Here is a 15776-nt window from a genome sequence, read left to right as displayed (position 1 = left end):
GGCCGGTTTTAGTCTCTGGTTTTTTACGGGTTCCCCAGCGTTCTCTCTGATGGCCTTTGTGGTGGGCACTGCATTGCCATTTGTCCAGGTCATCATGGATCGGAAAAAACGCCTGGATCGTATTGAGGAACAACTTCCGGATGCCATAGAAACCATGGTCAATGCCCTGCGGGCCGGACACCCCTTTATTGAAACCGTTCGTATTGTGTCGGAAGAACAGGCCAACCCACTGGCAGGCGAGTTCGCCCTGACCTTTGCCGATATCAACTACGGCAATGATATGCGTCGAGCGTTGCTTGCCATGTTGCAGCGGGTACCTTCCGTGGCCATGATGATGCTGGTGGTGTCAATACTGGTGCAGCGGGATACCGGTGGCAATATAACTGAGGTGCTGGGCAGGATTAATCAGCAGATGCGGGAACGCTTTCGTTTTCAGCGCCGGGTCAGAACCCTCAGTGCTGAAGGACGGATAGGTGCCTGGGTCCTGAGTCTGATGCCATTTGGCATGTTTGGTTTGCTGTATATCATTAATCCCGGTTACCTGACGCCTCTGCTGGCAACGGAAAGTGGTAATCAACTGTTGATGACTGCTCTGGCCATGATCGTTATGGGCGTTCTCTGGATTCGACAGCTACTGAAAGTTCGTATGTAGCGAAATATGTGGGAGTGGTTATGGAAAACCTGTTAACCGAATTACAGACTGCCCTTGGGGATATGCAGGCAGGCCGACTGGTGCTTTTAACACTGATCTCCCTGTCCGTCGCGACACTGTTGATGGGCGTGTACACCTTTGCAACCGGTATGACCGATCCGGTTCGCCGTCGTTTGAAACAAATCTCCGATATCGAAAGCCGAACCGCACCGGTCGGGGTGGATATGTTTCAGGCTCTGCGTCCGATACAGGCCTACATTCTGCCAAAAGATAACTGGGAGCGCAGTCGGGTACAGGCCCGTCTGGTTCAGGCTGGCTGGCGTGCAGACAGTGCCTTGTGGGTATTCTACGGGTTAAAAGTGATACTGGCCGCCGGTTTGCCCATTGTCGTATTGTCGGTGTGCGCCCTGGTGGTAGAGAAAATGTCTTTCCAGCTCTGGCTGTTTGCCTTTTCGGGCAGTGCCTGGCTGGGCATGATGCTACCCAACCGGATACTCACTGGCTTGATTCAACGGCGGCAGCAGCGGATACGCCTGGCCATTCCGGATGCGTTGGAACTACTGGTGGTTTCCCTGGAAGCAGGGCTTGGTCTGCGCAGTGCTATACAACGTCTGTCTGATGATCTCTACATCAGCCATCCGGAACTGGCCAATGAGCTGGAACTGGTCAATGCGGCCATGCGTGCGGGTGTTCCGTCCGATAAGGCGCTGCAAGATATGGGCATGCGCATCCGGTTGAAAGAGGTGGATGGCCTGATCAGCACACTGAGTGACAGTATCCGCTATGGATCCAGTATTGCCGATACTCTCAGAACATTTTCGGAAGATTTCCGGGACCGGCGGATTAAGTCTGCGGAAGAGCTGGCAGCCAAAATTGGCACCAAAATGATCTTTCCCCTGATTCTGTTTCTGCTGCCCGCCTTTTTCCTGGTGGCGGTTGGGCCGACAATCATGCAGCTGATCGAATCATTCAGCCAGTTTTAACCGACACCCTACCAATAGAAGATATGCATCGGGAAGTTACCATGCCGTTATCCATACCCGCTTTACTGCAACGCTGCTTACCAACCGAAAAATACGGTTACCCATTACTGATATCTACTCTGTTATTGGCTGGCTGTCAGGGACTGCCGCAAAAGACATCGACGGACTCCGTTGCTGCAACAGCTCAGACGCCAGAACTTTATCAGGGTACATTGACAGCAGAGATGCTGGGTATTGAACAGAGCCTGACCATGGAGCAGGCTCTAATGAAGGGGGATATTGCCTGGTCCGGGGGAGAAACAGATCGGGCAGCGGCCTACTATGTCAGAACCATTGAGCTGGCAAACAATGCAATAAAGGCTGAATTACAGGATGCACTCAACCCCGGAATGGAGAATGCGGAAATAAAAGAGACAGATAACGCCAGGGATCAGGGTTATCTGGCCTGCCTGAAACTGGCAGGACTTTACCAGCAGACCGGACAGCAAGCACTGGCAGAGCGTATTTACCAACAGATAGTGAACGATCATCCCTATCCTGTTGCGGCATTGGAAGCTCTGGGGCTTATCAGGCTGCAAGGCAGGCAAAATGAGCAGGCAGCAGCACTGCTCCACAGGGCGGTGTCACTTTGGCGACAGCAGTCTGAAAATATTGGCGAGCATTCTGAACGTAATGCGATGACTGGCTATCAGCCAATACGATCACTCAATGGTCTTGGCGTTCTTGCTGATCTGAGCAAAGATTACCAGCGGGCAGAACGCTTTTATCGGGAGGCACTGACCCTCACCCCTAATGATCCAACCCTGCTTAATAACCTGGGCAAGGTGCAGCAGGTGAATGAGTCTTTATCAAGTCCAGCGGACAACCTGAACCCTCATCAGTAGGCTGCCTTCAGGAAAGGTCTCAAAAAAAAGAGCTCACAAGAGCTCTTTCAGAAGTAGAGGGTTGATCAACCCGATCAATGGGTTCCGGCATTCTGCATAAGTAAGATCGCTTCCTGCTTCTGTTCATCACTGCCCTGCTCCATAACTTCCTGCAGGATTGCCGAGGCCCCTTCGCTGTCTCCCATATCCATATAAGCCCTGGCCAGATCAAGCTTGGTGGCAACCTCATCGCCATCGGAGAGGAAGTCCAGGTCATCATCCAGAGAAGCTTCAAGGCTGGAACCACCTTCATCGGAGAAAGCGGCCTGACTATCCCGGGCAAGCACATCGTCTGACTCAACACCAAAATCAAGGTCATCCAGATCATCAAGCCCACTGGTCTCAAACTGTTCAGCGGCTTCAGGCTCTTCATCCAGATCAAAATCATCCAGGTCAAAGTCCAGGTCATCCAGAGAGTCTAATCCCTGCTCATCACCATCCAGCCCAAGGCCATCCAGATCAAGGTCTGGCATCCCGGCGATTTCGTCCGGTGCTGAAACACCTTCAAATGCGTCAGGGAATCGGGCCTTGAACTCCTCCGCTGCACGCATGGCAGCCGGATCGCCGGTTGCCTCCAGATCGGCTAAGGCCTGGTTGAACTTTTCAAGATCGCCACTTTCTGAATGAACCTCAAGAAGCTTCAGCTTAAGGTCAGATCTTCCCGGTTCATTGAAGATTGCCTGAGTCAATAGTTCCTCAGCCTGATCCAGGCGACCATAGGCAATATAAATATCGGCTTCACTGAGCGGGTCTTCGGTCTGCCCAGCGGTTTCCCCATCAGCGTCTACTTCATTAATGATCGAATCATCGATGGCCAGCGCTTCATCAAACTTAAGCTCATCCTCTGCGCTGGGAGAGGCTGTTGGCTTTGGGGAGGCATCAATCGGTACCTCCTTATTCAAATTGACAGGTTGAATGTCAACATCTTCGTCGTCCAGCGCTTCCTGCTGTTTCCTGCGCCGCTGATAAAAGAGCCAGCCAGCGCCTCCCAATGGTATCAAAGCCAGCAGGAGCATGATCAGAGGGTTGCCAAAGAGCGTAGACATCATGCCCGGGGATGCTGTCTCTGCCTGGCGCTGGGTGGGTAACGACCGGGACTGGTTTTGCAAGGCCGCCATCTGATCGTCTTTTAAGGCAACCAGACGCTTCAGGGTAGCAATCTGATCATCCAGATCTTTCAACCGGCTCTTGAGCTCGGCATTCTCCCGGCTCAGCTTATCAAGCTGTTCACGGGTCATGGCCAGCTCGGTCTGCAACACGGCATTGCCACCGGCGGCATCGCCACCGAGATCCTGCCCACGACCGCTGGCGGCATCACCGGAAACGATGGCCAGCTGACCATCCAGAGACTTGCGGGAATCCGAGACGACGGATGACGTTCGCCTGGTAGCATCCAGTTGCGCAACCTGGCTGCGCCCCCGCCACTCACGATTCTGCCTGGATACATCGGCAACGGCTTCACGGACCGTCAGACTGGTCATCTCATTACGACCCGGAATCCGCAGGACCTGCCCGCTCTTGAGGCGATTAATATTGTTATCAATAAATGCCTGTGGGTTGCCACGCTGAATCGCCAGCATGGTTTGCTGTACCGACACTTCGGAGTCGGGGCGCACTTTCTCAGCGATTTCCCAGAGGCTGTCATTTCTGTTCACCCGGTAAGTCCCGGGTGCGCTGCTGCTCAAATCTGAAGAGACATCATCGCGACGGGAAGAGACCCGCTGGACCGGTTGCCGCTGAATGGAGTCACGATATTCAACAGTTTCCTGTGACGGCGCATAGTTGCGGTTTATCCGGTTACCATTGGCCCTGAGCGGCTGGTCCCACACAGGGTTAGACCCATAATGGGGCGGAATGGATGGCTTGACAACAGGGGCTGACGTTTGACCATTGAAGGCCGGAGGATCAAGAAGAAGCGTATATTCCTTCAACAGGCGACCACTTGGCCAGTGCACCTCCACCAGGAAATTTAGATAAGGCTCATGGACCGGGCTGTCACTGGTAACCTTGATCAAACCTTTGCCATCAGGGCCAACTTTGGTGGTAAACCGCAGATTATTCAAAATGAAAGGACGTTCAACACCGGCCCGCTCAAAGTCTGTTTTGCTGGCCAGGTTAGAGAGGATCTCGTTGCGAGTGAGATCATTGACCTGCATTAACTCTATCTCAGCCACCAGGGGCTGATTCAAAGCTGAATACAGCTTAACCTCCCCCAGACCCAGCGCATGGGAATTCATTGCAGCGATTCCCCCTGCCAGCGCTGACATCACTACGACAAGTTTTTGCAGTTTCATCATGAATCCTTGTTTTATGCGTAGACTGTTTGAGCCCCTTCTGCCTTCAGCTGTAAAGAAAGCAGCCCCCCTTTCTCGATACAGCGAGGAACCCCAAGCAGTTAAACTAAGTTATCACTTAGCAAAGTCTTTTATCAATAACCTAATCAATTCAACAGCATGAACAGCACTTCTCTTGAAGCTATCGGCCACCATCCAGAAACTCAAGTCGGTTGCATAATCTGATTGCTGCCGGAGTTTGCCAATATGCAGCTGATCGCTTCCCGCAGCGTCTTCAAGGGTAGGCATACCAGGGCCATCAGCCGCTACTATTTCAGGGAGTTCTGATAGTAAAGACTGTATTTCCTGAAAATCAACCGGTTGGACAGTATCCAGATCAACAACATAACTGTCACCGAAAAATACCGGGGCTGTGATGCAGGTCACACGGATGTCCAACTCCTCTCCCAAAGCCACCAGCAGCTCATTGCGCATATTGGCTTCATTGCCGATTTTCTCACCCTCTTCGGCATCAACTTCCGGAATCAGGTTGTAGGCCAGGCGAGCGGAAAAATCACCATGCTCTGTCGGCTTGCCATTCAGCAGCTCAATGGTTTGCTTACGCAGGGCATCGACACCCTTTTTACCAAGGGCCGCCACCGGCTGCATAACCACCAGATTGATACGGCTGAGAGTAAACCGCTGGTGCAGCTTTTGCAGCAGAGGAAGTAAGCAGGCAACAGCAGATCCGGGTACGGCAAAGTAACGGTTATCTATCGCCTCTTCGATAAAATGCCTGTTCAAGTCAACCATCACCGGCACGGTATAGCCCTGAGATGCAGCCCCCTTTGCCGCATCAATAATAACACAGCCACTCTCAACTGCCCGGGTCATCAACTGGGCATTTCGGTGACACCCGGCGGGCATCACCAGAAAATCAGTGGCGGAAAAGTCGGCTTCATCAGCGGGAATAAATTCCAGTGTTTCGCCATGAAACTCAACGGAACCTGAAGCCTGTGCAGACTCCACGAGCGGATAAAGGCTCATTACCGGTAGCGGCTTACCATCAAACAGTGATTCTTCCAGTTGCCGAACCAGAGTTTCACCGGCCAGTGTGTCGGCAGCGTAAATAGCAATATTGTATGTTCGGTTCATGGATAAAAGGCCCCGCAAGCCAGAGAAAGTATGGGCATCGTTGACCTTGTGTCAGCCAGCACCACATAAATGATAAAAAACCATCGACTTTATACAGGGCGTAGATATCAGGCAAGCAGTTTCAGGCCGTTCCCCTGGAAAGTTTGAAATGTCCCCGGGCGGTTGTTCGATCTGGCCCTTCATTGCATATGCTCCTGCACTGCCTTCATAGAGTGTTGTCCTATTCGCATAAAGGTGCCTACGGCATGGGCAATGGGATGATCACGGTGTTCCTGGTAGGCAAAACCGCGGGTAAAGACCATGGAACAGGTTATATGATAAGCCTCGGCAAATGCCCGGACCGGCTTACCGGGCTGAGCGGTGGTCATATGGTCAATACGCAGATCCAGTGTCGGGCAGGCTTCCAGCTGCTCCATACGGGTGTACACGGAAATGCCGCAACAGGAGTCCATCAGGGTGGTAATGGCACCAGAGTGAATAACGCCGGTTTCCGGGTTCCCTATCAGTCGGTTGTCGTAGGGCATTTCCAGTTCAATGCCGTTACGATCCGCTTTGACCAATGACATATTCAAATGCAGGCAGTGGGGAATAACTTTGACAAAGTTGCTGGCAAAGTCTGTCAGCTGTTGTTCCGTTAACATAATTCATTTTTTCTGATTATTTGTTATTTATACAGAGGCAGTAAGACACGAAGTAACGGGAATGCTTCATGTCTTTTAGTACATGGTTTCAATGAGTTTGATGGGTTGTCGTGCCTCAGCACTCAGTTCGCCCTGAGCCTGTCGAAGGACCCATAGGGCCTAAAGGCGGAAACTCCGGACTCTGATAGATCGTGCCAAGCACCCTTCGACTCCGCTCAGGGTGAACGGAGATCGAACACGTCAAACTCATTGAAACCATGCACTAGTATGAAACCTCTGTTGTCTATAGAACGCTATTTCAATACAGGAGCAGACACTCAGAGCAATATGGTCAACATACGACGCAGTGGCTCTGCAGCTCCCCACAACAGCTGATCACCCACAGTAAATGCCGTCAGATAGTCAGGCCCCATATTCAATTTGCGCAGGCGGCCCACCGGAATATCCAGACGGCCGGTGACCGCTGCGGGTGTCAACTGATGCATGGTCTCTTCCCGGTGGTTTGGAACCACGGATACCCAGTCATTGGCACCGGCAATCATCGCGTCAATATCCGCCATGGGAATATCGTTACGCAGCTTGATGGTCAATGCCTGACTGTGACAGCGCATGGCTCCAATGCGAACACAGATACCATCCACAGGAATTGGTGCAGCCTGGTGCCCGAGAATCTTGTTGGTCTCGGACTGAGCCTTCCACTCCTCGCGGCTCTGGCCATTCTCCAGCTCTTTATCAATGTAAGGAATCAGGCTGCCTGCCAGAGGCACACCAAACTCACTCTGCGGAAGATCAGTACTTCTTAATAAGGAAGCAGTCTTACGATCAATATCCAGAATGGCACTGGCCGGCTCAGACAGCTCGGCAGCAACATTGCTCTGGATAGAGCCCATCTGGCTGATCAGCTCACGCATGTTTCTGGCACCGGCACCACTGGCGGCCTGATAGGTCATGGCACTGACCCACTCCACGGCATTGTGCTGAAAGAGCCCGCCGATGGCCATCAACATCAGGGAAACGGTGCAGTTACCACCGATAAAATTTTTAACACCGTCATTCAGCGCACGGTCAATCACAGCACGGTTGACGGGATCAAGAATAATCACAGCATCGTCGTTCATCCGCAGGGAGGAAGCGGCATCAATCCAGTATCCCTGCCAGCCACTGTCACGCAATGGCCGGAAGACTTTGCCGGTATAATCGCCACCCTGGCAGGAAATAATAACGTCCATTTCTCTGAGAGCGTCTATATCATGGGCATTCTGAAGGTCGCCCACAGGCACACCAACATCGGGTCCGGGCTGACCCAGTTGCGAGGTGGTGAAGAAGACCGGCTCGACACCCTTGCCCTGTAAACGGGCAAAGTCGTTTTCTTCCTGCATACGCTCCATTAATACGGAGCCCACCATGCCTCGCCAGCCAACAAAACCTACTTTTTTCATAATGCGCTCCCCCGAAAAAACGGCCCCTGCTCAAATCAGACAACAGAAGCCGCCAACATTATATATTTGTTATGCATTTAACAAACAGTCAACAACCGCATCACCCATTGCAGCGGTGCCCACCAACTGACAACCTTCAGAGGCGATATCCCAGGTACGATAGCCTTTATCCAGAACATCGCTGACTGCTTTTTCAATGGCATCCGCAGCGACAGCTTCGGCCAACGAATAGCGAAGCAACATCGCCAGGGACAAAATCTGCGCCAGAGGGTTCGCCTTGTTCTCCCCGGCGATATCCGGTGCCGAACCATGCACCGGCTCATACATTCCCTGGTTCTTTTCGTTCAGGGAGGCTGATGGCAACATACCAATCGAGCCGGTCAACATTGCCGCACAGTCGCTGAGGATGTCGCCGAACATATTACCGGTCACCATCACATCAAACTGTTTCGGAGCCCGAACCAGCTGCATGGCGGCATTATCAACGTACATATGGCTCAGCTCAACATCGCTGTAACCGGCAGACTCGGCAATAACCACTTCCCGCCAGAGACCGGTCACTTCAAGCACGTTGGACTTGTCCACCGAACAGAGTCGTCCACCCCGCTTTCGGGCTGCCTCAAAAGCCACCCTGGCGATACGACGGATTTCAGACTCCCGATAGACATAGGTGTTATAACCTTCCCGTTCGCCATTTTCCAGGGTTCGGACGCCACGGGGCTCACCAAAATAGATGCCACCGGTCAGCTCCCGCACAATAAGAATATCCAGACCAGCCACCAGCTCTGGCTTCAAACTGGAAGCTTCGGCCAGTTGCGGAAAAAGTATGGCCGGACGAAGGTTGGCAAAAAGGTCCAGTTCAGCGCGAAGTTGCAACAGCCCTTTTTCAGGACGGTTCGCCATGGGTTGATCATCCCACTTCGGACCACCCACCGAACCGAACAGGATCGCATCAGCGTTCCTGGCCAGCGCCAGGGTTGCATCACTCAGCGGAACACCATATTGATCAATGGCCGCACCGCCCACCAGACCATGACTGACTTCAATATCGAGCCCAAAACGCAGTTTGGCCGCATCCAGTACTTTCAGGGCCTCAGCCATAATCTCAGGGCCGATGCCATCACCTGGAAGACATAACATCTGCTTGCTCATGAAAAGCTCCGCTGTTAATTATTTTTACTGGCGAACAGCCAGGGGTTATCTGCTTTATAACGCTGTTCAAAATGGCGGATCTGATCCGCATCCTGCAAGGTCAGGCCAATATCATCCAGACCATTGACCAGGCAGTGACGACGAAATGCATCAATGCTGAATGGCAACTCTGTACCATCAGGCTTAACCACCACTTCGCGCTGGAGATCCACCGTCAGCTGATACCCTTCATTCGCTTCCACTTCCTTGAACAGCTGCTCTACCACCTCGTCCGACAGGGTGATGGGGAGAATGCCGTTTTTAAAGCAGTTGTTGTAAAAGATATCCGCAAAGCTTGGCGCAATAACGCAGCGGAAACCAAAATCATCCAGGGCCCAGGGGGCGTGTTCCCGGCTGGAACCACAGCCAAAATTCTGCCTGGCCAGCAGGATGGACACGCCCCGGTAACGGGGCTGATTCAGGACAAACTCCGGATTCAGTGGACGTTTGGTGCAATCCTGCCCCGGATAACCTTCGTCCTGATAGCGAAGCTCATCAAACAGATTGACACCAAAGCCGGTGCGTTTGATGGACTTGAGAAACTGCTTGGGGATGATCATGTCCGTATCCACATTGGCACGATCCAGGGGAGCCACTAAACCCTGATGAACGGTAAAAGCCTGCATGATTCTCCCCTTACACTACGGATGTCTGATGACGGACATCGACAAAATGGCCCGCAATGGCCGCCGCAGCCGCCATGGCCGGACTGACCAGATGGGTTCGCCCGCCAAAGCCCTGGCGACCTTCAAAATTCCGGTTAGAGGTGGATGCACAGTGCTCGCCCTGCCCGAGCTTGTCGGCATTCATGGCCAGACACATGGAACACCCAGGCTCACGCCACTCAAGGCCAGCGGCCAGAAACACCTTATCCAGCCCTTCTGCCTCCGCCTGGGCCTTGACCAGACCCGAGCCCGGCACCACAAGAGCCTCTTTAACCGTGTCAGCCACCTGCTTGCCCTTTACCACAGCTGCCGCCTCACGCAAGTCCTCAATGCGCGAATTGGTACAGGAGCCGATAAACACCCGATCAACAGGAATGTCGGTAATCTTCTGGCCTGCGGTTAACCCCATATACTCCAGGGCACGGGCGTAGCCCTCTTTACGGGTTTCATCCGGCGCATCCTCCGGGGAAGGCACCCGGGCATCCACCGGCAACACCATCTCCGGGGAGGTTCCCCAGCTGACCTGTGGCTTTATCTCATCACCATTGAGCACAACGATTTGATCAAACACTGCATCACTGTCTGAATGAAGGGTTTCCCAAACCTTGACCGCCTGCTGCCACTGTTCTCCCATCGGAGCAAACGGCCTGCCCTGCACATAGTCAATGGTGGTCTGGTCAACCGCCACCATGCCTGCCCGGGCTCCGGCTTCAATGGCCATATTACAGAGCGTCATTCGCCCTTCCATGGTCATATTACGAATGACGTCGCCCCCAAACTCGATGGCAAAGCCGGTACCCCCCGCTGTACCGATACGGCCGATAATGGCGAGGATCACATCTTTCGGGGTGACTCCGGCGCCCAGGGAACCATCAACCCGAACCAGCATGTTCTTCATCTTCTTGGCCACAAGACACTGGGTCGCCAGTACATGCTCAACTTCCGAGGTTCCGATACCGTGGGCCAGTGCACCAAAAGCACCGTGGGTTGAGGTGTGCGAGTCACCGCAGACAACGGTCATGCCCGGCAGAGTCGCGCCCTGCTCCGGGCCAACCACATGAACAATGCCCTGGCGCTGATCCTGCATATCAAACTGGGTGATACCAAAATGATCACAGTTGTCATCCAGCGTCTTGACCTGGATTTTTGACACCGGATCCGCAATCCCTTCAATACCGTGCTGGCGCTCATTCAACGTAGTGGGTACATTATGATCAGGTGTGGCGAGGTTGGCATCCAGCCGCCATGGCTGTCGACCATTCATCTTCAGCCCCTCAAACGCCTGTGGTGATGTCACCTCATGGAGCAGCTGCCGGTCGATATAAATCAACGCGGATCCATCGTCACGCTGAAGCACAAGGTGGGCATCCCACAACTTGTCATAAAGCGTTTTACCCCTGCTTTTCACATCGAAAGCCTGGCCAGCCATTGAACCATCCTCATTGCTGCAATTAACAGAAAAAGACTGTTTTTTGTTTGATTTATGTGCAGTTTTATTACGATCTCTTTCGCGCACATGACACTTTAATGTGAACCAGACTGCGCTTCCCGATAGGCCCGCAACGATACGTCAACAAACCCTGGTATTTTTATCAATAATTTCAGCTTATCCCTAAAAATGCCTATCCTAGTCGCTCATAGAAAATTACTCAAATTCATCTTTTTTCTGGTTTTGATAACTTTCTGGAATCAAAGGACACCCAGATTGCTGATTCAGAAGCGTCTTATTAAAGAGCTTTACTACTTTTGCGAACAGGTTGACGGTTTTATGCCTAGAATAGGCTGGCTGAGAATAGTTTGAACATTAATGCCTTAGTGTGCTGGTAACTGAAAAGTCAGGAAACACCACTATGAATACTATCGGCCCATGCTCCATGTACTGCTCACAGCAAACCGGTCCTGCAGACGCCATCGATGCTTCAGCAACCGGTGATTTCGACGGGCGCTCTCTGGTCAGGACTAATTGCTGCGGGCGCACCGTTCACCTTGGGTGCATTGCTGAAATCCTGGAATGCAGGCCGGGCCGTGAACATGAAATTGCAGAAAGAAACTGTTGTCAATGTCCACCCTTCTTGAAACCGGCAGTGCCGTTGGAGCGTCTGGCCGGGGCCCGGAAAATTGAAACCTCACCCTATTGCGAACCTCTGGCACTTTGTGCCTGCCGACAAGCTTGCCGTGGGGATATGGACACGTTCAAGACACTATTGGCGCAGGAACCCGGCATTGCCCGACAGGATTTTCGTGAAGCCGTGACCGGTCAGGGTGTCCGGCTGTTACAGGTTGCTGTCAAGGCAGGCCAGGCGGAACTCACGCAACTTCTGCTCAAGTATTCTGCCGATATCAATGCCGCCGATCACCGGGGCAATACGGCCCTGCACCTGGCTACTGCCAGAGGCCATGACCAGTGCCTGAGGGAGTTACTGAAGCATGGGCCGGAACTTGATTGCAGGGACAATATCGGCTCTACCCCCCTGCATCTGGCCATCGAAAATAATAATGGCGAGTTTCTGAAACTATTGTTGGATTACGGCGCAGACCCGACGGTTGCCGATGATGATGGTCTCACCCCTCTGCACCTGGCTGCGAAAAAAAGCTACATCCATAACCTGCAACAGCTTCTGCAGGATAACAGGGTGGCCATCAATGCCGCTGACAAGTCGGGCAAGACGCCTCTGCACCACTCTGCCCTGAGTCCCTCGGAAGGTAGCATAGACTGCTTGCAACTGCTGATCACCCACCAGGCGAACGTGAATGCCGTTAATGAGTCCCTGTGCACGCCTCTGCACCATGCCGTCGTTTACAGCTCTGTCATGGGAAATAGGGAGAAGATGCTGTACCTGATAGACCATGGGGCGGATCTGGAAAGCAAAGATATCTCTGGCCAAACCCCATTGCACCGGGCGGTTGACTGGGGGCGTCTCGAGGTGGTGCAACTGTTAATCGCTCACCATGCGGATATCCACAGTACCGATAAGAATGGGATGACGCCGCTGCATCTGGCCATAAAAAATGACAATATCCATTGTCAGCAGCTGCTGACTGATGCATCCCAGCAACGCTGGGGTTGGGGTTGCTCTGTTCAGTGACTGCCCAAAATGTTGATGCACATCGTATGTCTCCATCGTTTTCCTGTTGACGGATCATCCTTACTCCCATTCCATGGGAACCACCTCATCACGTTTCATCATTTGCGTCTTTTTATCCTGTTCCCTCTTCCTGATGGTTTCAACGGCCGCCACGGCATGACCCAACGAGTGGCTTAAAAATGACTCACCGGCGCTGAAGCCAATACAAAATAAATTCTGACAGGCATTACTTTCCATCGTCTCAGGACAAAGATCCAGATAGCCATTACTTTGAGTCAGAGTAGACTTTAAAGTATCAGGAAAGAAGGGATAATCCACTTTTACCCCGGTCAACAGAGCAATATGATCAAATTCTAACTGGAAGTGCTGTTCCTCCGTCCCTGCCAATTCCTGAACAATATGGCACAACCGTTGTTTTTCAATGCCGACCAGCCTGCAGTCCAATCCCTGTTCATAACCAGCTTGATATTTTTCAGGGCATGCCATTGCCTCTGCCACCGAGTAATGGCGCTTTGATCTTTTATAATTCAGATGCTGGATCAACGGATGTCTTCCCCATTTACCCGGCTGGTTTTTCACACTTAAGGCTTCTTCTTTAATTTTGGCAGGCAGCAGATGGATAACTTTCATGCCTTTTTGCCAGGCTTCATAAATCGTATCACTAGCTGAATAACTGTTGCCAACCACTAAAACTTTACTGCCCGGTGCTAATTTATCCATCGCCCGGCAGGCCTCATGGGTCCAATGAGAGACATGGGGATTATCCCGCTCCCCGGGGATATTTAACAAGTTTGGCTTTTTCTTGCCGATCGCCAGCATTAAATAATCACACTGGATCTGGGTCTCCTGCCCGGCCGCTCCCCGAACGATAACTTCCCAGAAAAGGCCACTTTGCCAGACAGAACCGGCCTGAGTTGCAGAGACCACTCGCCCTGGAACTGCCCGGGATTCCGTCAATATTTTTTTTCCATAGTCCTGGTAATACTTGAGCAGAGATTCACCGTCGGTCACCACCCGCTGGCAAGGGCGTGGTGGAGGTGGCAAGGGAATTTTGCGTACATCACATTGTTCAATGGGATAGTCAGGCAATCCCATCTCACGGTAATCGCTCAATGTTTGCTGTGATGGTAGATAAGTGTTCCAACTCCCTCCCACGGGTTCGTCCGAGCACATCATCCAGTCCAGTTTTTGCCCACTATCAAAATGCCATTCCAGACAACGTTCATAGCTGTGCGTTTTTTTATCGTAGAGGGATGCAAACTTCTGCCCCGATATCATTTTAACGTCATTAGGGTTATGGCCCTGGGGAGACATATCATGAACCAGCACTTTTCGAGCGAGAAATGAATTTTTATTACTGCCAGTACACAGTCTTTCGTTATGGTAAAACTGCAACCCTTCCAATTGCTGCATGGCAAAAAGGCCGATAGGGCCAGCGCCAACCACAAGTACCTTCACCCGAACCTTCTGACCAGTGACATGGTTATTCCCAGAAGCAACAGCGGAAGACGGGGAACAGGGAAACGAACTTCTTAATGCATTCATGGCTGCCCGGGTAAAAAATATAACCTTTCCAATTGAATCAGGATAAAAGCAGCAATAATCAATCCTCGCCACCTGCCAATTGCAGGAGTATAGTTTACGCCCCGACCTTTTTAGAGATTATCGTTTATGTTCAAGGCGCTAGTACTGAACCAGCAGGACAACAACACTGTCGCTTCCATAGAACAACTGGATGAATCCACCCTGCCAGCCGGGGATGTTATTGTTGCTGTTGACTATTCATCACTGAATTACAAGGATGGCCTGGCCATCACCGGAAAGGGAAAAATTATCCGTGATTTTCCGATGGTTCCGGGTATCGACTACGCGGGTCAGGTCATTTCCTCAGGCGATGACCGCTACCAGCCAGGTGATTCCGTTATCCTCACCGGCTGGGGTGTTGGTGAGAACCACTGGGGTGGTATGGCCGAAAAAGCCAGCGTGCCTGCTAACTACCTGGTTTCCATGCCTGCTGGACTGGACAGCCGCAAGGCCATGATTATCGGTACTGCCGGCCTGACAGCCATGCTGTGTGTCATGGCGCTGCAAGACGCAGGTATTACTCCTGAGAAAGGTGAGATTCTGGTCACCGGTGCCAGCGGTGGTGTCGGCAGTGTTGCCATAACGCTGCTGGATCAGCTGGGTTACCAGGTGGTTGCCGCTTCCGGTCGCCCGGAAAACAGTGACTGGTTAAAGTCCATCGGGGCTGACCGGGTGATTGATCGTGCAGAATTGCTTGAACCCGCACGTCCGCTGGAAAAACAGCTCTGGGCAGGTGCCATTGACACCGTCGGCAGCAAGGTTCTGGCCAAGGTACTGGCACAGGTTGATTACCAGGGGGCTGTTGCCGCCTGCGGCCTGGCCGGTGGGTTTGATCTGCCAACCACGGTTATGCCTTTTATTCTCAGAGGCGTTAAGCTTCTGGGTGTTGATTCGGTCATGTGTCCGATTGAAAAACGTACGCAGGCATGGAACCGTATTGTTGAGCTGCTGCCAGAGTCCTTCTACAGCGACGCGGCCAAAGAAGTGTCACTGGATGCCGTGCCTGAACTCGCAGAGGCCATCACTAATGGACAAGTCACCGGCAGAACACTGATTAAGTTGTAATAACGCTCTCACCTTCTAAACTTCTTCAAGTCAGATGCGATCCTAGGAGGCTGTCCGAGAAGCATCTGACTTCCCTCCAAACGATGCGTACCAACTTTTTTATTTCTCAGTAACTGCCA

The 15776-nt window shown here is 52.3% G+C and carries 13 protein-coding genes; 5 read left to right on the top strand and 8 right to left on the bottom strand.

Features of this window, described 5'->3' with window-relative positions; genetic code table 11:
• Positions 1 to 49 precede the first annotated feature (49 nt).
• Genes ACO6UY_RS14140 through ACO6UY_RS14130 form a run of 3 tightly spaced genes read left to right on the top strand, consistent with a single transcriptional unit; the run spans position 50 to position 2519 of the window.
• Positions 50 to 652, top strand: coding sequence for a type II secretion system F family protein (locus ACO6UY_RS14140; protein ID WP_422459635.1), 603 nt, complete (start codon positions 50 to 52; stop codon positions 650 to 652).
• A gap of 20 nt (positions 653 to 672) precedes the next feature.
• The gene (locus ACO6UY_RS14135) at positions 673 to 1635 is read left to right on the top strand and encodes a type II secretion system F family protein (RefSeq protein ID WP_422445697.1); all 963 of its coding nucleotides are present in this window, start codon (positions 673 to 675) and stop codon (positions 1633 to 1635) included.
• Between the two features lie 41 nt (positions 1636 to 1676).
• Positions 1677 to 2519, top strand: coding sequence for a hypothetical protein (locus tag ACO6UY_RS14130; protein WP_422445699.1), 843 nt, complete (start codon positions 1677 to 1679; stop codon positions 2517 to 2519).
• 74 nt (positions 2520 to 2593) lie between these two features.
• On the opposite strand, the gene ACO6UY_RS14125 is transcribed toward ACO6UY_RS14130, so the two are convergent.
• From ACO6UY_RS14125 to leuC, 7 genes are all read right to left on the bottom strand, one after another.
• Positions 2594 to 4855: a FimV/HubP family polar landmark protein gene (locus tag ACO6UY_RS14125; RefSeq protein WP_422490342.1), complete on the bottom strand. Its 2262-nt coding sequence runs from the start codon at positions 4853 to 4855 to the stop codon at positions 2594 to 2596.
• Between the two features lie 111 nt (positions 4856 to 4966).
• A complete protein-coding gene (locus ACO6UY_RS14120) occupies positions 4967 to 5986 on the bottom strand; it encodes an Asd/ArgC dimerization domain-containing protein (RefSeq protein WP_422490340.1) in 1020 nt (339 codons plus the stop codon).
• A 179-nt stretch (positions 5987 to 6165) separates the two neighbouring features.
• The gene (locus tag ACO6UY_RS14115) at positions 6166 to 6627 is read right to left on the bottom strand and encodes a PaaI family thioesterase (RefSeq protein ID WP_422490338.1); all 462 of its coding nucleotides are present in this window, start codon (positions 6625 to 6627) and stop codon (positions 6166 to 6168) included.
• Between the two features lie 317 nt (positions 6628 to 6944).
• Positions 6945 to 8066 (bottom strand): aspartate-semialdehyde dehydrogenase, encoded by a 1122-nt coding sequence (asd, locus tag ACO6UY_RS14110; protein WP_422490336.1) that lies wholly within the window; start codon positions 8064 to 8066, stop codon positions 6945 to 6947.
• Positions 8067 to 8135: 69 nt separating this feature from the next.
• Positions 8136 to 9218: a 3-isopropylmalate dehydrogenase gene (leuB, locus tag ACO6UY_RS14105; protein WP_422490334.1), complete on the bottom strand. Its 1083-nt coding sequence runs from the start codon at positions 9216 to 9218 to the stop codon at positions 8136 to 8138.
• 14 nt (positions 9219 to 9232) lie between these two features.
• Positions 9233 to 9883: a 3-isopropylmalate dehydratase small subunit gene (leuD, locus tag ACO6UY_RS14100; RefSeq protein ID WP_422445711.1), complete on the bottom strand. Its 651-nt coding sequence runs from the start codon at positions 9881 to 9883 to the stop codon at positions 9233 to 9235.
• Between the two features lie 10 nt (positions 9884 to 9893).
• On the bottom strand, positions 9894 to 11351 hold the full coding sequence (gene leuC, locus ACO6UY_RS14095) for a 3-isopropylmalate dehydratase large subunit (RefSeq protein WP_422459649.1): 1458 nt from the start codon (positions 11349 to 11351) through the stop codon (positions 9894 to 9896).
• A 421-nt stretch (positions 11352 to 11772) separates the two neighbouring features.
• Here leuC and ACO6UY_RS14090 point away from each other — a divergent pair, with 421 nt between their 5' ends.
• Positions 11773 to 13008, top strand: a complete 1236-nt coding sequence (locus tag ACO6UY_RS14090) for an ankyrin repeat domain-containing protein (RefSeq protein WP_422459651.1) — start codon at positions 11773 to 11775, stop codon at positions 13006 to 13008.
• A gap of 60 nt (positions 13009 to 13068) precedes the next feature.
• Here the strand turns inward: ACO6UY_RS14090 and ACO6UY_RS14085 are convergent, their stop codons facing one another.
• Entirely contained in the window at positions 13069 to 14466 is a 1398-nt protein-coding gene (locus ACO6UY_RS14085) for an NAD(P)-binding domain-containing protein (RefSeq protein ID WP_422459653.1), read from the bottom strand.
• A 213-nt stretch (positions 14467 to 14679) separates the two neighbouring features.
• On the opposite strand from ACO6UY_RS14085, the gene ACO6UY_RS14080 reads away from it, so the two are divergent.
• Positions 14680 to 15657, top strand: coding sequence for an MDR family oxidoreductase (locus ACO6UY_RS14080; protein WP_422445719.1), 978 nt, complete (start codon positions 14680 to 14682; stop codon positions 15655 to 15657).
• Positions 15658 to 15776 lie beyond the last annotated feature (119 nt).

Source organism: Endozoicomonas sp. ALE010, from assembly GCF_049310165.1.
Taxonomy (GTDB): domain Bacteria; phylum Pseudomonadota; class Gammaproteobacteria; order Pseudomonadales; family Endozoicomonadaceae; genus Endozoicomonas.
Note: the sequence above shows the minus strand (reverse complement) of the source record. Positions and strands in the feature narration are given on the sequence as shown.